This window comes from Microbacterium halotolerans (assembly GCF_003569805.1).
GTDB lineage: Bacteria > Actinomycetota > Actinomycetes > Actinomycetales > Microbacteriaceae > Microbacterium > Microbacterium halotolerans.
Genome location: NZ_KZ984054.1, coordinates 191,698 through 215,575 on the forward strand (window position 1 = coordinate 191,698; position 23,878 = coordinate 215,575).

The 23,878-nt window shown below is 69.6% G+C and carries 20 protein-coding genes; 10 read left to right on the forward strand and 10 right to left on the reverse strand.

The features are described from left to right. Positions 1-2 precede the first annotated feature (2 nt). Positions 3-1,589, forward strand: a complete 1,587-nt coding sequence (putP, locus tag DZG09_RS14570; protein ID WP_119698463.1) for a sodium/proline symporter PutP — start codon at positions 3-5, stop codon at positions 1,587-1,589. Between the two features lie 89 nt (positions 1,590-1,678). Here putP and DZG09_RS14575 read toward each other — a convergent pair whose 3' ends face one another. After that, on the reverse strand, positions 1,679-2,179 hold the full coding sequence (locus DZG09_RS14575; RefSeq protein ID WP_240424065.1) for a tetratricopeptide repeat protein: 501 nt from the start codon (positions 2,177-2,179) through the stop codon (positions 1,679-1,681). Further along, positions 2,176-3,879: a long-chain-fatty-acid--CoA ligase gene (locus tag DZG09_RS14580; protein WP_119698464.1), complete on the reverse strand. Its 1,704-nt coding sequence runs from the start codon at positions 3,877-3,879 to the stop codon at positions 2,176-2,178. The genes DZG09_RS14575 and DZG09_RS14580 overlap by 4 nt, the downstream gene beginning before the upstream one ends. A 110-nt stretch (positions 3,880-3,989) precedes the next feature. Here DZG09_RS14580 and gatC point away from each other — a divergent pair, with 110 nt between their 5' ends. From gatC to DZG09_RS14610, 6 genes are all read left to right on the forward strand, one after another. Continuing rightward, positions 3,990-4,289: an Asp-tRNA(Asn)/Glu-tRNA(Gln) amidotransferase subunit GatC gene (gatC, locus tag DZG09_RS14585; protein ID WP_119698465.1), complete on the forward strand. Its 300-nt coding sequence runs from the start codon at positions 3,990-3,992 to the stop codon at positions 4,287-4,289. Positions 4,290-4,300: 11 nt separating this feature from the next. Continuing rightward, entirely contained in the window at positions 4,301-5,815 is a 1,515-nt protein-coding gene (gene gatA, locus DZG09_RS14590; RefSeq protein ID WP_119698565.1) for an Asp-tRNA(Asn)/Glu-tRNA(Gln) amidotransferase subunit GatA, read from the forward strand. Continuing rightward, positions 5,815-7,323, forward strand: coding sequence for an Asp-tRNA(Asn)/Glu-tRNA(Gln) amidotransferase subunit GatB (gatB, locus tag DZG09_RS14595; RefSeq protein ID WP_119698466.1), 1,509 nt, complete (start codon positions 5,815-5,817; stop codon positions 7,321-7,323). The genes gatA and gatB overlap by 1 nt, the downstream gene beginning before the upstream one ends. Positions 7,324-7,395: 72 nt before the next feature. Next, the gene (gene dinB, locus DZG09_RS14600; protein WP_119698467.1) at positions 7,396-8,646 is read left to right on the forward strand and encodes a DNA polymerase IV; all 1,251 of its coding nucleotides are present in this window, start codon (positions 7,396-7,398) and stop codon (positions 8,644-8,646) included. A gap of 55 nt (positions 8,647-8,701) precedes the next feature. Then, entirely contained in the window at positions 8,702-9,022 is a 321-nt protein-coding gene (locus DZG09_RS14605) for a hypothetical protein (RefSeq protein WP_119698468.1), read from the forward strand. Further along, on the forward strand, positions 9,006-9,587 hold the full coding sequence (locus DZG09_RS14610; RefSeq protein WP_205529194.1) for a nucleoside/nucleotide kinase family protein: 582 nt from the start codon (positions 9,006-9,008) through the stop codon (positions 9,585-9,587). The genes DZG09_RS14605 and DZG09_RS14610 overlap by 17 nt, the downstream gene beginning before the upstream one ends. 29 nt (positions 9,588-9,616) lie before the next feature. On the opposite strand, the gene DZG09_RS14615 is transcribed toward DZG09_RS14610, so the two are convergent. From DZG09_RS14615 to DZG09_RS14635, 5 genes are read right to left on the reverse strand one after another with little or no spacing between them, the layout of a single operon-like run. Then, entirely contained in the window at positions 9,617-12,391 is a 2,775-nt protein-coding gene (locus DZG09_RS14615) for a hypothetical protein (RefSeq protein ID WP_119698470.1), read from the reverse strand. Continuing rightward, on the reverse strand, positions 12,388-14,244 hold the full coding sequence (locus DZG09_RS14620) for an HSP90 family protein (RefSeq protein ID WP_240424067.1): 1,857 nt from the start codon (positions 14,242-14,244) through the stop codon (positions 12,388-12,390). The genes DZG09_RS14615 and DZG09_RS14620 overlap by 4 nt, the downstream gene beginning before the upstream one ends. 31 nt (positions 14,245-14,275) lie before the next feature. Next, a complete protein-coding gene (locus tag DZG09_RS14625) occupies positions 14,276-14,758 on the reverse strand; it encodes a DUF2017 family protein (RefSeq protein ID WP_240424069.1) in 483 nt (160 codons plus the stop codon). After that, on the reverse strand, positions 14,755-15,045 hold the full coding sequence (gene clpS, locus DZG09_RS14630) for an ATP-dependent Clp protease adapter ClpS (protein ID WP_162893337.1): 291 nt from the start codon (positions 15,043-15,045) through the stop codon (positions 14,755-14,757). The genes DZG09_RS14625 and clpS overlap by 4 nt, the downstream gene beginning before the upstream one ends. Further along, on the reverse strand, positions 15,042-15,389 hold the full coding sequence (locus tag DZG09_RS14635; protein ID WP_119698567.1) for a metallopeptidase family protein: 348 nt from the start codon (positions 15,387-15,389) through the stop codon (positions 15,042-15,044). Before DZG09_RS14635 ends, clpS begins: the two co-directional genes overlap by 4 nt. Before the next feature lie 249 nt (positions 15,390-15,638). On the opposite strand from DZG09_RS14635, the gene DZG09_RS14640 reads away from it, so the two are divergent. Beyond that, the gene (locus DZG09_RS14640; protein WP_119698568.1) at positions 15,639-19,628 is read left to right on the forward strand and encodes a Pls/PosA family non-ribosomal peptide synthetase; all 3,990 of its coding nucleotides are present in this window, start codon (positions 15,639-15,641) and stop codon (positions 19,626-19,628) included. 9 nt (positions 19,629-19,637) lie between these two features. Then, the gene (locus DZG09_RS14645) at positions 19,638-20,975 is read left to right on the forward strand and encodes a M1 family metallopeptidase (RefSeq protein ID WP_119698473.1); all 1,338 of its coding nucleotides are present in this window, start codon (positions 19,638-19,640) and stop codon (positions 20,973-20,975) included. Here DZG09_RS14645 and DZG09_RS14650 read toward each other — a convergent pair whose 3' ends face one another. Further along, on the reverse strand, positions 20,976-21,644 hold the full coding sequence (locus tag DZG09_RS14650; protein ID WP_119698474.1) for a 4'-phosphopantetheinyl transferase family protein: 669 nt from the start codon (positions 21,642-21,644) through the stop codon (positions 20,976-20,978). It lies immediately after the preceding gene. A 4-nt stretch (positions 21,645-21,648) separates the two neighbouring features. Further along, positions 21,649-22,332, reverse strand: coding sequence for a ribonuclease H family protein (locus tag DZG09_RS14655; protein WP_119698475.1), 684 nt, complete (start codon positions 22,330-22,332; stop codon positions 21,649-21,651). An 83-nt stretch (positions 22,333-22,415) separates the two neighbouring features. Between DZG09_RS14655 and DZG09_RS14660 the strand changes: the two genes are divergently transcribed. Further along, positions 22,416-23,060, forward strand: a complete 645-nt coding sequence (locus DZG09_RS14660; protein ID WP_240424071.1) for a DNA-3-methyladenine glycosylase — start codon at positions 22,416-22,418, stop codon at positions 23,058-23,060. A 6-nt stretch (positions 23,061-23,066) separates the two neighbouring features. Here the strand turns inward: DZG09_RS14660 and DZG09_RS14665 are convergent, their stop codons facing one another. Continuing rightward, positions 23,067-23,771, reverse strand: coding sequence for a FadR/GntR family transcriptional regulator (locus DZG09_RS14665; protein WP_119698476.1), 705 nt, complete (start codon positions 23,769-23,771; stop codon positions 23,067-23,069). Positions 23,772-23,878: the final 107 nt, after the last annotated feature.

The following is a 23,878-nucleotide window of genomic DNA, read 5'->3' on the forward strand; positions in this document are numbered from 1 at the left end:
GGATGCAGCCACAGACGTACTTCATCATCGCGCTCGTCATATACTTCGCGGCCATGATCGGAATCGGCGTCTACGCGACGCTGAAGACGAAGAGTCACGAAGACTACATGCTCGGCGGCCGCAGTCTGCCACCGGCGGTCGCGGCGCTCAGCGCCGGGGCATCGGACATGTCGGGCTGGCTCGTCATGGGCCTTCCGGGCGCCCTCTACTTCACCGGTCTCTTCGATGCCTGGATCGCCATCGGCCTGACGATCGGCGCCTACTTGAACTGGAAGCTGGTGGCGCCGCGTCTGCGCGCCTACACCGAGGTCGCGAAGAACTCGATCACGGTGCCCAGCTTCCTCGAGAACCGCACCCGCGACAACACGCACGTGCTCCGCATCGTCGCGGGCGTCGTGATCCTGGTGTTCTTCACGCTGTACGTCTCCAGCGGCATGGTCGCCGGCGGAAAGTACTTCGAGAGCGCCTTCGGCGGCGACTACCTGCTGGGCATGCTCCTGGTCGGCGGCGTGACGCTGACGTACACGCTGTTCGGAGGCTTCCTCGGGGCGACCTACACCGACTTCGTGCAGGGCATCATGATCTTCGCCGCCCTGATGATCGTTCCGGTGCTGGCCGTGATCTCGATCGGCGACCTCACCGCTCTCGCTGACGGATTCGACGCGGCCAGCGCGCAGCGCATCACCGAGGCGCAGACCGCGATGGACGCGGGAGAGGAAGGGCCGTTCGCGAGCGCGACACCGCTGTCGTGGTTCGGTGAGGGCTTCTCCGGCGTCGTGCTGCTCGGGATCATCTCCTCGCTCGCGTGGGGACTGGGCTACTTCGGCCAGCCGCACATCATCGTGCGCTTCATGGCACTGCGCAACGCGGGCGACGCCAAGGTCGCCCGCCGCATCGGCATCGGCTGGATGATCCTGTCGCTGATCGGCGCCGTGGCCTCCGGCCTCATCGGCATCGCGTGGTTCCATGTCAAGGGAATCGAGCTCCCCGATTCGGAGACGGTCGTGCTCGTGCTCGCGCAGAACCTGATGCACCCGTTCGTGGCGGGGCTCGTTCTCGCCGCGGTTCTCGCCGCGATCATGTCGACGATCTCGAGCCAGCTGATCGTGTCGTCGTCCGCGCTGATCGAGGACATCGCGCGCCTGGTGCTGAAGAAGAGCATCAAGGAGTCCGTGCTGGTGTGGCTCGGCCGCGGGGCGGTGCTCATCATCGCCGTGATCGCCATCCTGATCGGGCTCGACTCCGAATCGTCCGTGCTCGATCTGGTCAGCTTCGCCTGGGCGGGCTTCGGCGCCGCGTTCGGCCCGCTGATCATCCTGTCGCTGTTCTGGCGCCGACTCACCAACATCGGAGCGATCGTCGGCATGGTCGCCGGCGCAGCCACCGCATGGGTGTGGGGCCAGTACCTGTCCGGCGGCATCTTCGACCTGTACGAGATCGTGCCGGGCTTCCTGATCAACCTCGTGCTCGCCGTCGTCGTCAGCGTCTCGACGCACAAGGCGGACACGGATTCGGACAACGAGATCCAGAAGGAGTTCAGCGACACCGACACGATCATCCTGACGCAGGTCAAGCGCCGCTCGGAGTGATCCTGGTATGACCGGATGGCCGTGCCTGAGCTGCATCTCGGGCACGGCCATCGTCGTGGCGGCACATCACGCCGCCCGCAGGTGCGCGACTACTCCTCGGTGAGCGCCGCGGCGTATGCGCGCACCGAGCGGTTGTACCGCGGCAGCGTCGGTTCGATCACCTCGATCGCGGCGCGCAGAGCTTCGTCGCTGCGACCCGCACTGTGCAGCGCGAGCGCCAGGAAGACCGCTGGGGCGGCGCCCGTGTCGGCGTGGAACGGCGCCTCGCGCAGCATCGCAATGGCCTCGTCTACGCGGTCGAGATTGCGCAGCGTCGATGCGTGCTGCACCACGAGCTGCGCGGCCCTCGACGGGTCGACAGTGCTCAGGCCCTCTGCCGCGGCGCGCGCGTACTCGGCGTCGGCTTCTGCCTCGTGTCCCGTCGAATCGAAGGCGCCGCCCAGTTCGAACGCGCCGAGTGCCGGGTGCGGTGCGGCCGCGGCGAGCGCCGTCATCCGCACGACGAGTTCCTCGTCGCCGCAGCCGGACGCCCACAGGGTCTCGACGCGCTCCTCCCATTCCCCGGCGGAGCGCGGGTTATGTTCGCTCACGCGGCGCTCTCGGCGTCGGCGAGCAGCAGCTCGCGCACCTGCTTGCGCAGCACCTTGCCGATCATCGACTTCGGCAGCTCTTCGACCACCACGAAGCGGCGGGGCGCCTTGTACGGCGTGAGGACGCGCTTGACGAACTCGCGGGCTTCGTCCTGGTCGAACTCGGCTTCGCCGTCGAGCACCACCGCGGCGACGACCTCTTCGCCGCCGGATGACGGCATTCCGACGACGGCGGCATCGGTGATCGCCGGATGCTGACGCAGCGCGATCTCGACCTCGGTCGGCGCGACGTTGAATCCGTTGGTGATGATGAGCTCCTTGATCCGGTCGACGACCGTGAGGAACCCGTCGGCGTCCATCTCCACGATGTCGCCCGTGCGGAACCAGCCGTCGAAGAACACCCTCTCGGTCTCTTCGGGCCTGCCGAAGTACCCGCCGAACACCTGCGGCCCGCGCACGAGCAGTTCTCCGGCCTCGCTCGGCTCGGCATCGCGGATCGGATCTTCCGGATCGACGACGCGCACCTCGGTGCCGGGAAGAGGCAGGCCGATCGTACCGGCTCGGCGATTGTCGCCCACCGGGTTCACACACAGCACGGGGGAGCACTCGCTCAGCCCATAGCCCTCGACGAGCATGCCGCCGGTCTCCTCCTCCCACGGCACGACGAGCGCGTCGTCCAGCGCCATCGCACCCGAGACACCGATACCCGTGCCCGCGAGGGAGACGCCGGTCTCCTTCGCTCGCTTCAGCAGACGTTCGGCGATGGGGGGAACAGCGGGCAGCACCGTCGCGGGGTGCTTCTTCGTCACGGCGAGCACCATGTCGGGGTCGAATTTCGGGAACAGCACGAGCCTCGCCGCCCGCGACATCGCATACGTCAGGCACAGCGTCAGCCCGTACGCGTGGAACATCGGCAGCACGGCGTAGACCACCGTGCCCTCACCATCAGGCACATCCGGGGTCCATGCTCTGGCCTGCGCGGCGTTCGCGAGCAGGTTGCGGTGCGTCAGCGTGGCGCCCTTCGGGTCGCCCGTGGTGCCGCTGGTGTACTGGATCACTGCGATGTCGTCGGTACCGGGTTCCGGCACGTCTCCGCCGATCGGCGCGTATCCGACCAGCTGCTCCCACGGCACGGCACCGCGCACGCGCCGCGTCAGCTGGGCGCGCTGTTCGCGCAGCTTCGGCACAGGCAGTCGCAGCGCCAGCTGCATGTACGCGGGCATTCCCTTGGTGATGTCGACCGAGACGAGCGAATCGACGGCGATGTCGTCCGGGAACTCCTGCACGGTGCGAGCGACCTTGCTCCACACGATCGCGTGCTTCGCGCCGTGGTCCTCGAACTGCTTGCGCAGCTCGCGCGGTGTGTACAGCGGGTTGTGCTCGACGACGATCGCCCCGAGTCGCAGCACCGCGTAGAACGCGATGATGTGCTGCGAGCAGTTCGGCAGCACGATCGCAACCGGATCGCCCTTGCGCACGCCGAGCGAGTGCAGCCCGGCCGCCGCACGATCGATCGCGGCGGACAGCTCCCGATAGCTCGTCACACGCCCGAAGAACTGCAGCGCGGGGGCATCGGGATGCTCGCGCGCTGAGGTCCTGACGAGGTCCATCAGAGATCCGGTCATCTCATCGAGGTCTTCCGGCACGCCTGGCGCATAGGAAGCGGTCCAGGGGCGCGGCGGGTTGAACTGCGTCGTCACCAGACAAGACTATGTGAGCGCGCGCGACGGCGCGCAGCTGCCTTCTCCCGGACATCCGGATGGGGTCGCAGACGACAGCGCACACTCGTCCGGCGGCCTAGACTGGACCGGTGTCAGAAATCACTCCCGAACTCGTGCGCCATCTCGGTGTGCTCGCCCGAATTCAGCTGGAGGACGAGGAGGTGACCCGCCTGACCGGTGAGCTCGACGCCATCGTCGAGAACATCGCCAAGGTCTCGCGGGTCGCATCCGACGACGTCCCGGCGACGAGCCACCCCATCCCGATGCAGAACGTGTTCCGCCCCGACGAGGTCGGCGACATGCTCACGACCGATCAGGCGCTGCAGAATGCGCCCGACTCGGACGGAGACCGCTTCCGTGTGACCGCGATCCTCGGCGAAGAACAGTGACGGGGGAGAACATGACGGACATCATCCGGATGACCGCGGCCGAGCTGGCCGCGAAGCTCACCGAAGGCGAGATCTCGAGCGTCGAGGCCACCCAGGCTCACCTCGACCGCATCTCCGCCGTCGACGGTGCTGTGAACGCCTACCTGCACGTGAACGACGCGGCCGTCGACGCGGCCCGCGCGATCGACGAGCGCCGTGCAGCGGGAGAGCCGTTGCCGGAGCTCGCCGGCGTTCCGCTCGCGATCAAGGACGTCCTCGTCACAACGGACATGCCCTCGACATCCGGATCGAAGATCCTCGAGGGCTTCATGTCGCCGTACGACGCGACGGTGGTCGCCCGCGCCCGCGCCGCAGGGCTCGTGCCGCTCGGCAAGACCAACATGGACGAGTTCGCCATGGGATCGTCGACGGAGCACTCCGCCTACGGGCCGACCCGCAATCCGTGGGACCTCGACCGGATCCCCGGCGGGTCCGGCGGCGGTTCGGCCGCTGCTGTCGCCGCCTTCGAAGCGCCGTTCGCTCTCGGCTCGGACACGGGCGGCTCGATCCGCCAGCCCGCGCACGTGACGGGAACCGTCGGCATCAAGCCGACCTACGGCGCGGTGAGCCGCTACGGCTCGATCGCCCTGGCGTCCAGCCTCGACCAGGTCGGCCCCGTCTCCCGCACGGTGCTCGATTCCGCGCTGCTGCAGGATGTCATCGCCGGCCACGACGTGCACGATGCGACCTCCATCCAGCGCGACTGGCCGTCGATGGCCGCCGCAGCCCGTGAGGGCGCGACCGGCGCCGGGCTGAAGGGCCTGAGGATCGGCATCGTGAAGGAGCTGCCGGACTCCGGCTTCCAGCACGGTGTCGCCGATTCCTTCCACCAGTCGCTGGCGAAGCTCGAGGCTCAGGGTGCGGAGATCGTCGAGATCAGCGCGCCGCACTTCGAGTACGCGGTCGCCGCATACTACCTGATCCTTCCGGCAGAGGCGTCGAGCAACCTCGCCAAGTTCGACTCCGTGCGCTTCGGCATGCGGGTCGAGGTGCCGGGAGGCACAGTGGAGGACGTCATGTCGGCCACGCGCGACGCGGGCTTCGGGCCCGAGGTCAAGCGCCGCATCATCCTCGGCACGTACGCGCTGTCGGCCGGCTACTACGACGCCTACTACGGCAGCGCCCAGAAGGTGCGCACGCTGATTCAGCGCGACTTCGCAGCGGCCTTCGCCGAGGTCGACGTGATCGCCACACCGACGGCACCGACGACGGCGTTCAAGCTCGGCGAGAAGATCGATGACCCGCTGGCGATGTACCTGAACGACCTCACCACGATCCCCGCCAACCTGGCGGGAATCCCCGGCATCTCGGTGCCGAGCGGCCTGTCAGAGGACGACGGCCTGCCCGTCGGGGTGCAGTTCCTCGCCCCCGCGCACGAGGACGCACGCCTCTACCGGGTGGGTGCGGCACTCGAACACCTGCTCGTCGACGAATGGGGCGGTCCCCTGCTCGATCGGGCCCCCGCACTGAACGGAGGGGCACGCTGATGGCGCGCGCAGAGCTGATGGACTTCGACGAGGCACTCGAGAAGTTCGAGCCGGTGATCGGTCTCGAGGTGCACATCGAGCTGAACACCAAGACGAAGATGTTCTCCGCCGCGGCGAACCCGGCGAACACCGAGAACCACGACGCAGAGCCGAACACGCTCGTCGCCCCCGTCGACATGGGCCTGCCCGGTTCGATGCCCGCGGTCAACGCCGAGGCCATCCGGAAGTCGATCACGCTGGGTCTTGCGCTCGGCTGCTCGATCGCGCCGTCGAGCCGCTTCGCCAGGAAGAACTACTTCTACCCAGACCTCGGCAAGAACTACCAGATCAGCCAGTACGACGAACCGATCGCATTCGAGGGCTCGGTCGAGGTCGACCTCGGCGACGGCGAGACGGTCGTCGTGCCGATCGAGCGCGCACACATGGAGGAGGACGCGGGCAAGCTCACCCACATGGGCGGAGCGGCCGGTCGCATCCAGGGCGCGTCGAGCTCACTGGTCGACTACAACCGCGCCGGAGTGCCGCTCGTCGAGATCGTGACGCACCCGATCTTCGGCGCCGAGCACCGCGCACCGGAGCTCGCGAAGGCGTATCTGGCCACCATCCGCGACATCGCGATCGCGACGGGCATCTCCGAGGCCCGGATGGAACGGGGCAACGTGCGCTGCGACGCGAACGTGTCGCTGCGCCCCCGCGGAACTGAGAAGCTCGGCACCCGAACCGAGACGAAGAACGTCAACTCGATGCGTTCGGTCGAGCGCGCCGTGCGCTATGAGATCCAGCGCCAGGCGGTGATCCTCGCCTCCGGCGGCACGATCACACAGGAGACCAGGCACTGGCACGAGGACACGGGGGAGACGTCGCCCGGTCGTCCGAAGTCGGATGCGGACGACTACCGGTACTTCCCTGAACCCGACCTGCTGCCGGTCGCACCCAGTGAGGAACTGATCGAAGAGCTGCGTGCCGCGCTTCCCGAGGCGCCTGCCGTGCGCCGCCGCCGGCTGAAGGCGGAATGGGACTTCACCGACCTGGAACTGCAGGACGTCGTCAACGGCGGCCTGCTGAACGAGGTCGAGGCGACGGTCGCCGCTGGAGCCGCACCCCAGACCGCACGCAAGTGGTGGACGGGTGAGATCACCCGCGTCGCCAACGCGCAGGAGAGGGAGCCCGCCGCGCTGGTGGCTCCGGAGCAGGTCGCGTCGCTGCAGAAGCTGATCGACGACGGCACGCTCACCGACAAGCTCGCCCGCCAGGTGCTGGAGGGCGTGATCGCCGGCGAGGGAACGCCGCAGGAGGTCGTCGACGCTCGCGGATTGGCAGTCGTCTCCGACGACGGCGCGCTGATCGCCGCGATCGACGACGCCCTGGCCGCTCAGCCGGACGTGCTCGAGAAGATCCGTGGCGGCAAGGTGCAGGCCGCCGGGGCGATCATCGGTGCCGTGATGAAGGCGATGAAGGGCCAGGCCGACGCAGCCCGCGTGCGCGAGCTCATCCTGGAGCGCGCCTAGCGCCTACTGCGCAGCCCTCGAACACACGGCGCTGTAAGTCGCGACGTCGGGGGTTGCGGGGAGAATAGGGGCATGGGGCGATCGGACGGCAGCGGAAGGCGCGTGTCTGCGCCGGATGCCGACGACTCCGACACAGGCGTCCTGCACATCGACATGGACGCGTTCTTCGCGGCCGTCGAGGTGCTGCACGACCCGTCGCTTGCAGGCAAGCCGGTCGTGATCGGGGCTCCGGATGGCCGGTCGGTCGTCTCCAGCGCCTCGTACGAAGCGCGCCGGTACGGAGTGCGCTCGGCGATGCCGATGGCACGTGCGCTGCAGCTGTGCCCGCGCGCGACGGTGGTGCCGCCGAGCTTCACGCGTTATCGAGAGGCATCGGCCCAGGTGATGGACATCTTTCGGCAGATCACCCCGCTGGTCGAACCGCTGTCGATCGACGAGGCCTTCCTTGATGTGCGCGGGGCCAAGAGGCTGTGGGGCAGTCCAGGCGAGATCGCCCGGATGATCCGGCGCCGGGTGACAGCCGAGACCGGGCTGGTCTGCAGCGTCGGCGTCGCCGCGACGAAGCACGTGGCGAAGATGGCGTCGACGATGTCGAAGCCCGATGGGCTGCTGATCGTGCCGGCACAGGAGACCGCTGACTTCCTCGCGCCTCTGCCGGTGCGCACGATCTGGGGCGTCGGGCCCAAGGCCGCGGAGGCGCTCGAAGCGCGGGCCGTGCGGACCATAGAGGACGTGCGCCGCACGCCCCACCATGTGCTCGCCAGAGTGCTCGGCGAATCGGGAGCGCGAAGGGTGGCGGAGCTCGCCGTCGGCGATGATCCGCGCGAGGTGCAGACGGAGCGGGTTGAGAAGAGCATCAGCCACGAGGAGACGTTCGCCGACGACGTGCGCGACCCTGAAGCGCTGCGGGCGGAGCTGCTGCGCCTTGCGGACCGCGTGGCGGTGCGGTTGCGCAGGGCCGGGATGGAAGCCGCCGGAGCGGCCATCAAGGTGCGCTTCGCCGACTTCACCACCATCACGCGCTCGCAGGCGCTTCATGAGCCGACTGACCTCGGCCAGCGCCTGGGCGAAGCGGCGCGCGAGCTGTTCGCCGCCGTGGACAGGCACGATCCGGTGCGGCTGATCGGAGTGCGGGCCGAGCGCCTCCGGCCCGCGGGATCGTCTGCACTGGCGCTCTGGGACGAGGATGCGGACTGGCGCCGCGCAGAGGGCGCGCTCGACGACGCCGTCGCGCGCTTCGGGGCGGGAGCGCTCACGCGCGCGACCTTCCTGGGGCGTGGGGCTGCGCATGTTCCGCCGCGACCGCCGGAGATCTCGGACTGACGCGAGCAGGACGTCGGTGAGAGCAGATCGGGCCGATCCGGAGTAGGTTGGAGGTATGCCCAACATCGCACTGGAACTCGGCAAGATCACGAACCGTGCCGGCGTGAACGCCGTCTACGGTGAGAAGCAGGAAGTCGACGGCGTCACGATCGTCCCTGTGGCCGCGGCCTGGTCGGGCTTCGGCGGCGGCGACGAAGAGGGCAAGGGCTCAGGCGGCGGTGGCGGCAGCATCTCCATGCCGCTCGGCGTCTACGTGCGCCGACCGGAGGGGCTGCGTTTTGAGCCGAACATCATCGCACTGCTGGCGGTATCGGTTCCGGTGATCTGCGTGGCAGGGCGCGCCCTGCGCAAGATCATCCGTGCCCTCAAGAAGTAGCGACGCCTTTGCGGCATCGTTCGATGTCGCCTTCGACACGGTGCTCCGGCGCGTGCGCGCCCTCGATGTCGGGCTGCCGCGCGTCGTCATCGACGGACGCAGCGGTTCGGGCAAGACAACCATCGCGGCGCGGCTTCGCGACGCGTGGGCCCGCCACGAGACGCCGCTCCTGATCGCGCTCGACGACTTCTACCCTGGGTGGGACGGGCTCGCGTCAGCGAGCACGATCGTCGCCGACGACATCCTGGCACCCATCGCCGCAGGGCGACCAGGACAGTTCCGCCGATGGGACTGGGCATCCGGAACTCTCGGCGCGAGTGTCAGCATCGCACCCGACACCGCACTGATCATCGAAGGCGCGGGTGCGCTCACTCCGCGCACGCAGGAGATCGCCGATCTGACCGTCTGGCTGGACGCCTCGGAAGTCTCGCGCCGAGAGCGGGCGCTGGCCCGCGACGGCGAGACCTACGCGCCGCACTGGGAGCGCTGGGCGACGCAGGAGCGTGCGCACATCGCCACCCACGATCCCGCTGCGCTCGCGGACCTCCGGTTCGAGCTGCACTAGCGACTCGTACGGCGCCGAGTGCGGGTTGCCTAATCACCCAGCTCCGCCAGTCCGCTGTGCGCGGCTTCGAGGATGCCGGAATCGTCGGCGGGGTCGAGGCGGTCGATGAGTTCGCGGTAGACGACGGCTGCTTCGTCCGTGCGGCCCGCGGCCGTGAGCGCCGTGGCGCGATGGATGTCGGAGAGCCGTGCGAACTGCGGCATGCCGCGGCTGTCAGCCGCCTCAGCTGTCTCGCGCAGCGCGCCGATCGCCTCGTCGCGGCGGCCGAGTGCGAGCAGCGCCCTGCCGCGGGAGATGCGCGCGTCCAGCGCCCTGTCCCACAACTCGGCGGCTTCCGCTGCGCCGATGGCCTCGTCGAGCACCGCAACACCCGCGTCGTTCCCGGCACCGGCGCTGAACCAGCCGTGCAGCTGCTGCGCGCGTGCCAGCAGTGCGGGAACGCCGGAGCGCCTGGCGAGTTCCACACCCTCCGCGGCGGTGTCCACTGCGTCCTCATCGTCGACGTCGTGCAGCAGAGACGCCACGTCGAGCGTCACGGCCGCCGCTCTGTCCCAGATCTCCGCATCCGCCGCGACGCGTGCCGCCCATGTCCAGACGCGGTACGCGACCGCCAGCTCGCCGCATTCCGCCGCAGCTCGGCCCAGTCCGCTCGCGACGCGTGAGAGGACGACGGGGTCCTCCTCGCCCGACTCGTGCATGGCGTCGAACGCGAGCTGGAAGTTCTCCAGCGCTGCCTGAGCCTGTCCCGCATCGAGCTGCAACGATGCCAGCGTGTGCCGCTGGCCGGGAAGCGCCTGTCCTACCTGCTCGAAGCTTCGGATGGCGTATGCCGCGCGGGCGCTCGCCTCGCGGGGGCGGCCGAGATCGGCATAGATCTGCGCGGCGAGCATGGCCGAGTTGCCGACGGCGATGGGATCTTCGGCTCGCGCGGCGTCGGCGATGAGCCGTTCGCTCGCGGTCGCCGCCTCGTCGAAGCGCGCCTTCGACGCCATCGAGATCGTGACGACCCTCCTGGCGGTGAGCATCACGGTGTCTGCGGCGCGCGGGTCCTCGAGTGCCAGCGCGGCGACCTCACCGGCCTCCTCGAACAGCTCCGCGCGCGTGAGGGCCTCGAGATGGGCGTCGACGAGCCCTGGCCACAGCATGTTCTCGTCGTCGTCGGGGAGGGTCAGCGCGGCCTCGCGCACGGCGGCGAGGGCGGCGTCCACGCCGCCGGTCGGCGTCTCCGGGGCATCGAACTGGGTGGCGGCGAGCGTGATGAGCAGGTCGACCAGCAGCGAGGGGTCGCCGCCCTGCGATCTGGCGCGTTCGATCTCCGCGGCGATCTCGTCGACATCGTCGCGCGATGCGTTGCCGAGCATCTTCAGCCCGAGCCGCTCCTCGGCATCGGCATAGTCGTGCCAACCGGCTTCGCGCATCGCCGCGACGCGTGCGCGGTGATGCGCCATCGCTGACGCCTCGTCGTCGTCGCCCAGCGCCGCCCACACGCGCACCGTGTGCAGGGGAGGGGCAGCACCCGGCGTCGCCGTCTGCACACCGCGCGCCGCGGCCTCATCCGCTCGTGCCAGGTGACCGCCCGCCACCAGACGTCGAGCTTCGATCAGCCACCCGCGGGCATCGGACGGTTCCGGATGCGCCGACGCGAGTGGCGCGTACGTCTCGGCATCTGAGAAGGGCAGATCGTACCGTTCCGTACGAAGCGCGCGCGCGGCGGCGAGGTCGCGGGCGCAGCGGTCGTTGCCGTTGCGCCCGTCGAAGGCGGCGCCGATGCGCTCCGCGATGCTCCAGGCGCGATCGCGGAACTCGCTCACCGTGTGCTGACGTTTCCGCTCGCCGAACAGGCGCGCGATGTTCTCGCCGTCGGATCCGACGAGCTCACGCTCGCCCGCGCCTGCCTCGACCGCTGCGTCGAGCAGCACCGCGATGGAACGCAGTACGCCCATGTGATGCTGATCGGAGAACGCGTCGACGGTGAACCCGCTGAGATGCCGCTGCAGCAGCTCGAGACCGCGCTCGACGTTGCCTGTCACGGCGCAGAACTCGAGATGGAAGCGCACCATCGAGATCGCGTCGGGGTTGGTGCGCGCGGCACGGTAGCTGCGCGCGTGCACGATCATCGCCTCGTCGCCGCTGCCAGCGCGCAGCAGCGGCAGCAGCGCCTGCGCATCGGCGAACTCCGGTTCCTCCCCGCAGGAGAGATCCTGGTCGTGGATCTCCCGCCACAGCCGCAGCGCCTGGCCGTCGTCGCCCTGAAGAGCGGCGAAACCGGCGTCCGTCGATCGCTGGCACGCCTCGCAGTGCGAGTATTCGTCGCGCGGCGTGAGCTCGCGCGCCGTCATATGACGTTCGGCCGCCTCGAAGTCGCCGAGCGCGATGGCCACGTCGCGGCGGGCCTGGTGCACGCCGTTCTGGCTCAGCCCCGCCTCGCGGAAGCGCCGCTCCATGTCGCTGAGCACCTGCTCGATGCGGGCGATCGGGAAGCGACTGTTGCCGGCCAGCAGCCCGGCGATCCACTTGTGCTGGAACAGCAGGTCGGGCCCGTCGTCCGTCCGCGCGATCGGGAAGCGCGCGGGATCGGAGTCGTGCTTCGCGACGCACCACGCGAACGAGGAGAGCATCGTGTCGGCGTCGTTCAGCCAGTGCGCGATGTCGGTCTGCAGCATGCGGGCGCGGTAGCACGTGTCGTCAGCACCGGCCTCGTCGGCCAGCCGCACGGCCTGCGCGACCTGTTCGTGCGCCTGGTCCGCGTACTCTCCCTGCTCGATCCGGTCGAGGATCCGTTCTGCCTCTGGTGCGGTGCTCACCGTTCTCCCTCTGTTCCGAAGACGTCGATTCCGTTCGTGACGCCGGCGCTGAGAGCGACCATGTCGCCGAGCGCGTCGGTGAGCATGGCACGGTCCGCTGCGGTGAGCGGCCGGTGCGAGCTCAGCAGCGACTGCACGTATACGAGCTTCGTGGTCCGGTCGAAGACGAGGCCGTCGTCGATCGACGCGATCTGCCGCACAAGCGGATTCGACCAGTTCAGGCAGAGCCTGATGCCGAGCGTGCGGGCCTCGTCGCGGCGCCTGGAATCGAGGATGGCTCCGACGTCGTCGAGGACGTCGCCCCACAGCGAATCCGATGCCTGCCCCTTCGCCTCATCGAGCTCGCGGCGCTTGATCGTCTCGGGATCGGCGACGCACAGGCCTGGCACGCTCTTCGGCGAGAAGGCGCGGACGATCACATCCGCGCGCGTCTCGGCCAGCGCAGTGCGCGCCCGCTGCTCGAGGGCGCGCACCGCGTCGAGATCGTCGAGCGGCGGCGGGCTCAGCTCGTCGAGCAGATCGTCGACGCGCACTCGGGTCACTCGTGCCCCGGTGAGGGCCGGCAGCCGCCTCAGCAGGTCGGCGTCGTATGAGTAGCCCGCGTTGATGACGGGCGCGTCCTCGGCGGCCACGGCGGCGATCTGGCGGAACTCGTCGACCGTCTCGACGTAGCGCAGTTCGCCGCCGGACGTTGTGAGCTCGTCGACCGTGTGAGTGCCCCGCGACGTTTCGAGCGTCAGCCACGGCAGCACGGCGCGCGCGAGGTCGTCGTCGTGCACGGCCATGGCCTTCAGCGCCATCTGGTGCACGGACAGGAACTCCTGGAACCGCCACGGCTCATCGCGGGAGAGCCGGATGATCCACGCGCGCAGCGCTTCGCCGAGCCGTTCGCGCGTGATCTCGAGGGAGACGTCCTCGACGAACGATTCCCGAGACGCCGTCGGCGTGAGGCTCTCCGTGTCGATCACGGCGCGGACGAAGAACGCCCACGGCGGCAGCAGGCGATCGAGCTGGTCGCTGACGAGCATCCGGCCGAGATAGACCGTGCTGGGCTGACGCATGCCGGGCGGAGCCGAGAAGGGCAGCACGAACGCGACGCCGGTCGTTCCGGTTTCCGCGACCGAGAGCGGGATCACGTCGAGGGGCTCCCGGCCGAGCATCTCCGAGCCGAGCTCGTCGAGCTCCTCATCCGTCGCATCCGGATCGAGGAACACGGCGCGGCGAGTCACCTGATCGCGGCTGCCGTCGGCGTTCGCGACCGTGACACGCACCGGGAGATACCCGCCGAAGCGCTCTGCGAGCCCTGTGACGCGCCCCCGCGCGAGCAGCGAGGCCTCATCCGGACGAGGAACGAGCACCACCTCGGTGCCGATCGGGAGCTCGGCGGTCGCGGCTTCGTCGAGTTCGCGGACGCGGAACTCGCCCGTCGCGTCACCTACCCACTCGATCGCGGGCGCACCCGACGCCGATCGGCTGATCACCGTGATCCGGTCGGCGACCATGAAGCAGCTCAGCAGGCCGATGCCGAACTGCCCGAGGAAGCTCTCGCGGCGCACCTGCAGCAGTTCGTCCCGCTTGGAGCTTCGCCCGACGGTCGAGAGCAGTTCTGCGGCCTCGTCCGCGGTGAGCCCCGCGCCGTTGTCGCGGAAACGGAACGCGCGCCCGTCCTCGGCCGGAACGATCTCGATCAGCCCGGCAGGGGCATCCGGATGATCGTCCGCTCTGGCGCGGATCGCGTCGCGTCCGTTCTGCAGGAGTTCGCGCAGGAACACCTGCGGGCTGGAGTAGATGTGGCGGCTGAGCAGATCGACGACGCTGCGCAGATCGACCTGGAAAGGACGGGATGCGGACACGCTCACCAATCTACGCAGGACAGCCTGAGCGTCATTCGCCGTGGAGCTCGTCGGCGGCCGTGACGAGGCCGTCGAGGCGGTAGCCGAGCCAGTCGAACACCGCGAAGCGCGGATCCTCCGGATCGTGCGCCGTCTCCGCGCTGATGCCGAGCCGGCTGGCGATGACCAGACGAAGCGAGGTGAGGGTGCGCAGCCACGCTTCCGTCGCCTCCTCGTCGAGGGCCAGGTCGACCGGCGCGAACTCGTCGGTCTCGCCGCTGTCGGTGACCTTCTCGAGCGCTCGGCGGACCATGCTCGCGTCGCGAGCACGCCGATGCAGCAGGTCGCCCCTGGTGAGTGAGCGGAACTCGTTCGACGCTTCGGAGTCATCCGGATAGACGTCCGGAGCGAGGCGTTCGACGGCCGGATCGTCCGACGGCGTGCCGTTGACGAGGTCCGCGAACTGGCGCACCAGGTCTTCCAGATGCTCGACCTCGATGCGCGTCATCGTGAGCATCAGCATCTTCTCGCTCATGGTGTTCCCTCCCGCACGGTGGCCCAGAGGCCGTAGTCGTGCATCGCCTGCGCGTGCAGTTCCATCTGCTCGCGGGCGCCTTCCGCGACGATCGCGTGGCCGTCGTTGTGTACGGCGAGCATGAGCCGCTGGGCCTTCTCCGGGCTGTAGCCGAAGTGCTCGCGGAACACGCGGACGACGTAGCTCATCAGATTGACCGGGTCGTCCCAGACGATCGTCTGCCAGGGGCCGGATGAGGAAGGCTGCAGGTCGATTTGCTCGTCGAGTTCGGGAAGCGCGATGCTCATGCCCACCCCAGCTCGTGCAGCCGATCGTCGTCGATTCCGTAGAAGTGCCCGATCTCGTGCACCAGCGTCGTGTGCACCTCATCGCGGAGCTCGTCCTCCGTGGCGCAGCGGACGAGATGCGGTTCGCGGTAGACGATGATGCGGTCGGGAAGATCGCCCATGCCGTAGCGATCGCGTTCGGTGAGCGCGAGCCCGTCGTACAGTCCGAGGAGCCCGAGCGAGCCGTCCTCAGGGCGATCCTCGACGACGAACACCACGTTGTCGAGCCCGTCGACCATGTCGTCGGGCAGCAGGTCGAGCTCGTCGATCACGAGACGCTCGAACTCGTCAGCATCCATCCGCATCGCAGGCTCCTCCTGACCGGCCGCGGCATCGGCGCGGTCAGCGGGATCGGGAGCGCTCATGGGTGCGGGCCTTCCGTTGCAGCATGTTCGTTCCAGTCTACGGAGCCGAGACGAGCCGGTCGCACGATGTCGGGAGAATGTCTGCGAGGTGAACAGAGTGTGACTCGGTCGCGTGGCGTGCCGACGTCGGAGCGGCCCGTTCATAGGATGAACTCGGTTCATTTGTCGGTGCAGCGTGTGCGCCGTGCAATGCCGGAGCATCGGGTTGCGGCACGGCGCACCGCCGGGAGAACCCGCACCGAACGCACGACAGAAAGCGGATGTGTGAATCCGACCGTTTCGCCCGTCCCGACCTCGCACCGCGATCCGCAGCTGCCGCTCGCGCGCGGCCGATTCGCGCCGCATCCGCGCACGCTCGTCGACGTGCTGCGCGCAACGGTCGCAGCACATCCGAACGCCAGCGCGCTCGACGACGGGTCGGGCGCCCTCAGCTACACCGAGCTGCTCGAAGCATGCGCCGCCCGTGCGGACGAGCTGCGCCGGGCGGGCGTCGGGCGCGGCGACAGGGTCGGCGTACGCGTGGTCAGCGGCTCCCGAGACCTGTACATCGCGATCCTCGGCATCATCTTGGCAGGAGCCGCCTACGTCCCCGTCGACGCGGACGACACCGATGAGCGCGCCCGCCTCGTCTTCGGCGAGGCGGGCGTCGTCGGCATCATCGGCGACGACGGCTATGTGCCGCGACCTGCGAACTCGGAGCCGGTGGTGCGGGAGGCTGAGGCCCCCGGCCTCGACGATGCCGCGTGGGTGATCTTCACTTCGGGCTCCACAGGCGTGCCCAAGGGCGTCGCCGTCTCGCACCGCTCCGCCGCAGCGTTCGTCGATGCCGAGGCGAACTGGTTCCTGCGCGATGCGCCGCTCGGCCCCGGCGATCGCGTGCTCGCCGGCCTGTCCGTCGCGTTCGACGCCTCGTGCGAGGAGATGTGGCTGGCGTGGCGCAGCGGCGCATGCCTCGTGCCGGCGCCGCGCTCCCTCGTCCGATCGGGGGAGGACCTGTCGGGGTGGCTGGTGCGCCAGAGCATCAGCGTCGTCTCGACCGTGCCGACGCTGGCGGCGATGTGGCCGGCCGAGGCGATCGAGAACGTGCGGCTGCTGATCTTCGGCGGGGAGGCGTGCCCGCCGGAGCTCGCCGCACGACTGGTGGACTCGAGCCGCGAGGTCTGGAACACGTATGGACCGACGGAGGCGACCGTCGTCTCGTGCGGATGTCCGCTCGACGGCGAGACGCCGGTGAGCATCGGCCTGCCGTTGGACGGATGGGACCTCGCGGTCGTCGACACGGAGGGGAACCGGGTCGCGGAGGGCGAAACGGGCGAACTCATCATCGGCGGGGTCGGGCTGGCGAGCTATCTCGATCCGGCCAAGGACGTGGAGAAGTACGCGCCGATGCCGTCGCTCGACTGGGAGCGCGCCTACCGATCGGGCGACCTCGTGCGATACGAGCCAGATGGGCTCATGTTCGTCGGGCGCGCGGACGACCAGGTGAAGGTCGGTGGGCGCCGGATCGAACTGGGAGAGGTCGAGAACGCTCTGCAGGACGTGCCTGGCGTCACCGCCGCTGCTGCTGCCGTGCGCAAGAGCGAGGCAGGCGTTCCCGTGCTCGTCGGCTACCTCGTGACGGAGTCCCCGCTTGATCGTGCCGCGGCGAGGGAGATGCTCGCCGATCGGCTGCCCTCCGGCGTGATGCCGTTGCTCGCGGAGGTCGACGAACTGCCCGTGCGGACATCCGGGAAGGTCGACAGGGCCGCACTGCCGTGGCCGCTGCAAGACGTCGATTCCACTCGGATCGAAGGGCTGACGGGCACGGAGGAGTGGCTCGTCGAGCAGTGGAAGGCGGTGCTCGGCGTTCCCGTTCCCGATCGGGGAGCCGACTTCTTCGATCTCGGAGGGGGATCGCTCGCCGCCGCTCAGCTCGTCTCGCGCGTCCGTGCCCGAGTGTCGGAGTTCACGGTGGCAGACATCTACGACATGCCGAAGCTGCGTCAGATGGCGAAGGCGATCGCAGCGACGGACGACGCATCCGGTGACGACGAGTTCCACCAGGCACGGCCGACGCGCAGGCGCACGCAGTGGACGCAGACGCTCGTCGGCCTTCCCCTGTTCATCACGGGAGGCCTGCGCTGGCTCGTCTACGTGCTCACCGCCGGAACGGTGCTGAACCTCACCACAGGCTTCGACGCGCTGCCGACCGCACCGTGGTGGGTCCTCGTCGTCGGCATCGCGGTCGTGGCGACGCCGTTCGGCCGGATGGGCATCGCCGCCTTCGCGGCGCGCGTCCTGCTCGCCGGGGTCCGCCCAGGCGACTATCCGCGCGGCGGCCGGGTGCACATGCGGCTGTGGCTCGCCGAGCAGTTCGCCGTGCAGATCGAGGCGACGGGCCTTGCCGGCGCTCCGTGGATCACGCTGTACGCGAGAGCGCTCGGCGCGAAGATCGGCAAGGGTGTCAGTCTGCACACGCTCCCGCCGATCACGGGCATGCTCACCGTCGGCAAGGGCTCGTCGATCGAGCCGGAGGTCGATCTCACGGGGTACTGGATCGACGGCGATGTGCTGCGGCTCGGCGAGGTGCGCATCGGGCGCCAGGTCTCCGTCGGCGCGCGCAGCACGCTCGCGCCTGGAGCGCGGATCGACGACGGCGCGGAGATCACGCCGGGGTCGGCTGTCTTCGGGCGGGTGAAGTCCGGTCAGACCTGGGCGGGTTCCCCCGCTGTGCGCATCGGCGGCGACTCGAGCGACCAGTGGCCGTCGAACGAGGGCCCGCGCTCGCGGTTCTGGCAGGCCGTGTACGGGCTGTCGTCGATGCTGCTGGCGCTGCTGCCGTTCGGCTCCTTCGTCGCAGGCGGCGCCGTGATCGCCATGGGCATGCGGGGTGCGGGATCCCTCGGCGACGTCGCGCTCGCCGCGGCGGTGTGGCTCGTGCCTGCGGTGCTCCTGACCGGAATCGTGTACGCCGGTGCCGTCGTCGTCTTCGTCCGTCTGCTGTCGATCGGGCTGCACCCCGGCACGCACCCCGTGCTCGGCCGCATCGGATGGCAGGCCTGGGCGACCGAGCGCGTGCTCGACACGGCTCGGACGCTGCTGTTCCCGCTGTACTCGAGCCTGTTCACACCCGTGTGGCTGCGCCTGCTCGGAGCCAGGGTCGGCCGCAACGTCGAGGCCTCGACAGTGCTGCTCATTCCGCGCCTGACGCGCATCGACGAGGGTGCGTTCCTCGCCGACGACACCATGGTCGCCTCGTACGAGCTGCACCGCGGATGGCTGCGCATCGGGAGGGTCAGAATCGGAAAGCGCGCCTTCCTCGGGAACTCGGGGATGGCCGCCCCTGGCCACAAGGTGCCGAAGAACTCGCTCGTCGCCGTGCTGTCTGCGGCGCCGACGAAGGCGAAGTCCGGATCGTCATGGCTGGGTTCGCCGCCGGTGCGGCTGCGCCGACTCGCGCAGGACAGCGACGACTCGCGCACCTACCGGCCGGGCGCGGGGCTGCGCATCGCCCGCACGCTGTGGGAGCTGTGCCGCGTCGTTCCGGTGATCGTCAGCTGCGGGCTCGGCCTCGCCGTGATGCTCGCGTTCGCGTGGCTCTGGCAGGCCGTCGGCGTGTGGACCGTTCTGCTCGCCGGCGTCGTCATGCTCGCAGCAGGGGCCGCGGCCGCGGTGATCTCAACCGCGGCCAAGTGGATCATCGTCGGTCCGATCCGTGCGGGCGAGCAGCCGCTGTGGTCGAGCTTCGTCTGGCGCACCGAGGTGAGCGACACGTTCACGGAGATGCTCGCGGCACCCTGGTTCGCCCGCACAGCCGCGGGAACGCCCGTGCTCACGCTGTGGCTGCGCTCGCTCGGGGCGACGATCGGCTCCGGCGTGTGGTGCGAGTCGTACTGGCTGCCAGAACCCGACCTGGTCCGACTCGGCGACGGTTCCACAGTGAACCGGGGCTGCGTCGTGCAGACGCATCTGTTCCACGACCGGATCATGAGCATGGACGTCGTCGAACTGGGTGCGGGGGCGACGCTCGGCCCGCACAGCGTGATCCTGCCCGCGGCGGAGATCGGAGAGCATGCGACCGTCGGCCCCGCCTCGCTCGTCATGCGCGGCGAGGACGTGCCGATCGGCTCGCGCTGGAGCGGCAACCCCATCGGCCCATGGCGCGCGGTGAAGGTGCGCGCCTACCAGTCGACGAAGTAGGTTCTCTGAATGCGCACGCAGTACACGCCGCACAGCGGCGACAGCAGCTACCGGGTCGAGCACTGTGCGCTCGACATCGACTACACCCCGCGCACCAACCGGCTCGCAGGTCGCGCGCAGATGCGGATCGAGGTGGTCGAGCAGACCCGCTCGCTGCGCGTCGACCTGGTGGGGCTGCAGGCGGGGAAGGTCCGCGTCGACGGCCGTCCGCAGCGCAAGGTCGCCCAGAACGACCACGGCATCACCGTCAAGCCCGGCCGCAGGCTCGAAGCGGGGGAGCAGCTCCTGCTCGAGATCGAGTACTCCGGGCGCCCTCGCCCTCGCCGCTCCCGCTGGGGAGCGCTCGGCTGGGAAGAGCTGGAGGAAGGGGCGATGGTCGCGGCACAGCCGATCGGCGCGCCGACCTGGTTCCCGTGCAACGACCGCGTCGACGATCGTGCACGCTACGACATCCGGTTCACCACCGATCGGGAGTTCTTCGCGGCGGCCACCGGCGTGCCCGGCCCCGTCGAGAGCGCAGGAGGCAAGCGCACCTGGTCATTCTCGTCCGACGTGCCGACGGCGACCTATCTGCTCGCGCTGCACGTCGGGCCGTACCAGCAGTACCCGCAGACCTCCGAGATCGCATCCGGTGAGCTGCGCTGGCGCCTGGTGACGCCCCCGGCCCAGCACGGCACGATGCTCGAGGCCTTCGCCGACGTGCCCAGGATGATCGAGACGTTCGAAGACTGGTTCGGCCCCTACCCGCAGTCGGACCTGACGGTCGTGGTCACCAGCGAGGAGCTCGAGATCCCGCTCGAATCGCAGGGGCTGGTCACATTCGGCGCCAACCATGCCGGTCCCGACGAGCAGAGGCTGATCGCGCATGAGCTGGCGCACCAGTGGTTCGGCAACAGCGTCGGCATCGGCGCGTGGGGGGACATCTGGCTGAACGAGGGCTTCGCCTGCTTCTCGGAATGGGTGTGGTCGGAAGCCTCGGGGGGCCAGAGCATCGCCGACATGGCCGAGGCGCACCATGCACGGCTCGCCGAGCTGCCGCAGGATCTCGTGCTGGGCGACCCCGGGGCGGATGACATGTTCGACGACCGCGTCTACAAACGCGGCGCTCTTCTGCTCGAAGCGCTCAGGCGCACCACAGGGCATCAGCGGTTCCGGGCCCTGATGCGCGAATGGGCGACGGGCATGGCGCACACGCTCGCGACGCAGGACGCCTTCTTCGCGCTCGCCGGATCGCACACCGATGTGCCGCTGGAGGCCTTCCGGCGGTCGTGGCTCGTAGAGACGGCGCTGCCGGATCTCCCTGCTCGTGCCGGGCGGCGCGCACAGGGAGACGCGATCGGGGCCTGATCAGCCGAGCGCGACGCTGAGGACCGCGCGACGGGGGCGGTCTATCCGGATGTCGAAGCCGCCCAGCGCATCGTGTGCGCCGGTGGCGGGCGCGGCCCATTCGCCGTCGCGGTCATGCTGAAAGCACTCGTCGGGCTCGTGGTGCGCGGAACCGGATTCCGCGGCGCTCCTGCGCGGAATTGTTCGGGGGAGCGCGCCGCGCAGGCCGGTGCGGCGCGCTTTGGCCACGGCTTCCCCGCGCGTCCACGAGGAGACCATCGGCGCGTCGATGGCCTCACCGACCGCGCGGCGGGTGACATCGTCGTCGAGCTCGACGTCGATGCCGAATGCGCGTGCGCGCTCCGGTGCCACGCCGACTGCGACGAGCCCGCCGGCGTACGAGACGCTCACGAGCGGGCCGGGAGCGCCTCCGACGCGGACCAGAAGCGGACCGTGCGGTCCGCCGCACGCAGGGCACACCTGGCCGAGTGAAGCGTCCGGAGCGAGCATCCGGGCGAGCAGGGTCCGCCCGAGCGGGCGCGCGGCAGCGCGCGTCGGGGCCACGGCCCATGTGAGGGCGACGCCTGAGCGCCGGATGATGATGGGTGCGGCCGCCGTCATCGAGTCGTCGGCTGCTGCGCTGCGCGCTGTGCTCGGCGCTTCGCGCCTTCGACGCTCGATCGCTCGCACCGGCTCAGATCAGTTCGCGCAGGAACTGCTCCGGGCTGATCCCCGCAGCCGACGCGCGCTCGCGCAGCCGTGCGTGCTCGCTCGCCGTGAGGGCGAGCCGGATCTCCGTGGCATCTTCGTCGTGGTCGTCGAACAGCGTCGGCTGCTCGACGACCACGGCCCCGGATGCGGGGGACGGGTCGGGGGCGACCGGCGGCGCGGTGGGGGAAGGCGCGTCTGCGTCGTGGCCGGCGAAGCCCGGTCCCGCGTCGACGGCCGAGCGATTCCGGTACGCCTGAGCCGCGCTGTTGGCCCGCTTGTCCGCCGCCTCGTTCCGCGGGTGTCCCGCGTGGCCCTTCACCCATTCGAACGTCACGCTGCGCCCGGTGATCTCGGCATCGAGTGCCTCGAGGATGTCGCGGTTGAGCACCGGCTTGCCGTCCGCCTTGCGCCAGCCCTTGCGCTTCCATCCGGGCATCCATCTGGTCACCGAGTCGATCACATATCTGCTGTCGCACTCGATGTGCAGCGCCTCGTCGGTGCCCGCCGTCGACCGCAGCAGCTCGAGCACGGCCAGGAGCTCGCCCTGGTTGTTCGTGCCGTGGGGCGAGCCGCCTGCAGCCCAGCTGTCGTCGTCGATGAACCATGCCCAGCCCATCGGTCCTGGATTGCCGAGGGCGGAGCCGTCTGCTGCGGCGGTGATCGTCATCCCCTCAGCCTAGAGCGCGCCGGTGGGCTCGCCCCGCCCGCGCGTCGTGCGCAGCCGGCGATCCCTGATGGGAAAATGGAGGGATGACGGCGAACCCGGCAGACTCGGTCGACATGACGACGACGGTCGGCGCCGCACCCGGTGCGGAGTTCGGCTTCCTCGACAGTCCCGTAGAAGAAGCCGCTCGGCGCCTGCTGGGCTGCGAGCTGGTCAGCGAGATCGACGGCGAGCGCGTGCGGGTCAGGATCGTGGAGACCGAGGCGTACGACGAGACCGATCCGGCCAGCCACACCTTCCGCGGGCGCACGCCGCGCAACGCCGCGATGTTCCTCCCGGCAGGTCACCTGTACGTCTACCGCTCGCACGGAATCCACTTCTGCTGCAACGTCGTCACGGGCCGGGTGGGCATCGGATCCGGAGTGCTCATCCGGGCCGCCGAGCCGCTCGAGGGCGAGGAGATCATGCGGGCGCGTCGCGGACGCGGGGGAGCAGAGCTCACCAACGGGCCGGGAAAGCTCGGCCAAGCGCTTGGTGCCGATCTCTCACTGACCGGAACGTCGCTCTCGGGTGACGGGCTGGGACTGCGGCTCGATCGCCGCGTGGAGCTGCCAGATGCTGAGATCGTCACAGGCGTGCGGGTGGGCATATCGAAGGCCGTCGACGCGCCGCGCCGGTTCTACGTCAGAGGCAGTGCCTTCGTATCGCGCCACCACGGCGCACCGCACTGACCGCGCTCACACGAGCGAATCGTCGGCCTGGACCTCGCCCCAGACCGACAGCATGTGCGAGCGGGAGTGCGCCTCGGCTTCCTCGCCGTCACCCGTGCTGATCGCCGCGGCGACCGATTCGTGCTCCTCGAGCGTTCCCGGAGCGGGCACTGGCGGGGTCAGCCCGAGTCGTGTCCGGCCCGTGAGCACCTCGCGCACAGGCGCGCGCAGGGCGATCAGCTGCGGGTTGCCGGAGGCCTGCAGCAGCAGATCGTGGAACTCGACATCGGCCGCGAGGAAGTCATCGGAGGCGCCGCCGCCGCCCGCCGCGAGCGCACGCAGCCGCTGGGCGAGGCGGCGCAGCTCGGCGCGCTGCGCCGGCGTCGCCCTGCGCGCCGCCAACCGGGCAGCCGTCGGCTCGACGGCCACACGCAGCTCCATCAGCGCCTCCAGCTGCTGCTGCCGGAACGGGCCGCGCAGATTCCAGCCGATCACCCGCGGCGCGAGCGCGTCCCAGGCGTCGCGCGGCTGCACCGTGATCCCGACCCGACGACGCGATGCCACCAGACCGAGGCTCTCGAGCACCTGCACGGCATCGCGAGCGACCGTGCGCGAAGCGCTGTAGTCGTGTTCGAGCTGTGCCAGCGTGAAGACCGCGTCAGGGGCGATCTCGCCCTGGGCGATGCGGGAGCCGAGATCGTCGGTGACGTCATCGTGGATGCGGCCCGCCATTGGATTCCTTCCTCGAAGCAAGTAGTGATACCTTACTACGGCGATAAATACTACCTTTGCGGAATGGCCAGCGATGGTCCGTTCTGCTCGACTCACATTCAACGGAG

Coding starts and splice junctions, on each gene's coding strand:
- putP (WP_119698463.1), top strand. CDS start 3: ATGCAGCCACAGACGTACTTCATCATCGCGCTCGTCATATACTTCGCG.
- gatA (WP_119698565.1), top strand. CDS start 4,301: ATGACGGACATCATCCGGATGACCGCGGCCGAGCTGGCCGCGAAGCTC.
- gatB (WP_119698466.1), top strand. CDS start 5,815: ATGGCGCGCGCAGAGCTGATGGACTTCGACGAGGCACTCGAGAAGTTC.
- dinB (WP_119698467.1), top strand. CDS start 7,396: ATGGGGCGATCGGACGGCAGCGGAAGGCGCGTGTCTGCGCCGGATGCC.
- DZG09_RS14605 (WP_119698468.1), top strand. CDS start 8,702: ATGCCCAACATCGCACTGGAACTCGGCAAGATCACGAACCGTGCCGGC.
- DZG09_RS14625 (WP_240424069.1), bottom strand. CDS start 14,758: ATGAGCGAGAAGATGCTGATGCTCACGATGACGCGCATCGAGGTCGAG.
- clpS (WP_162893337.1), bottom strand. CDS start 15,045: ATGAGCATCGCGCTTCCCGAACTCGACGAGCAAATCGACCTGCAGCCT.
- DZG09_RS14635 (WP_119698567.1), bottom strand. CDS start 15,389: ATGCGGATGGATGCTGACGAGTTCGAGCGTCTCGTGATCGACGAGCTC.
- DZG09_RS14640 (WP_119698568.1), top strand. CDS start 15,639: ATGCCGGAGCATCGGGTTGCGGCACGGCGCACCGCCGGGAGAACCCGC.
- DZG09_RS14645 (WP_119698473.1), top strand. CDS start 19,638: ATGCGCACGCAGTACACGCCGCACAGCGGCGACAGCAGCTACCGGGTC.
- DZG09_RS14655 (WP_119698475.1), bottom strand. CDS start 22,332: ATGACGATCACCGCCGCAGCAGACGGCTCCGCCCTCGGCAATCCAGGA.
- DZG09_RS14660 (WP_240424071.1), top strand. CDS start 22,416: ATGACGGCGAACCCGGCAGACTCGGTCGACATGACGACGACGGTCGGC.
- DZG09_RS14665 (WP_119698476.1), bottom strand. CDS start 23,771: ATGGCGGGCCGCATCCACGATGACGTCACCGACGATCTCGGCTCCCGC.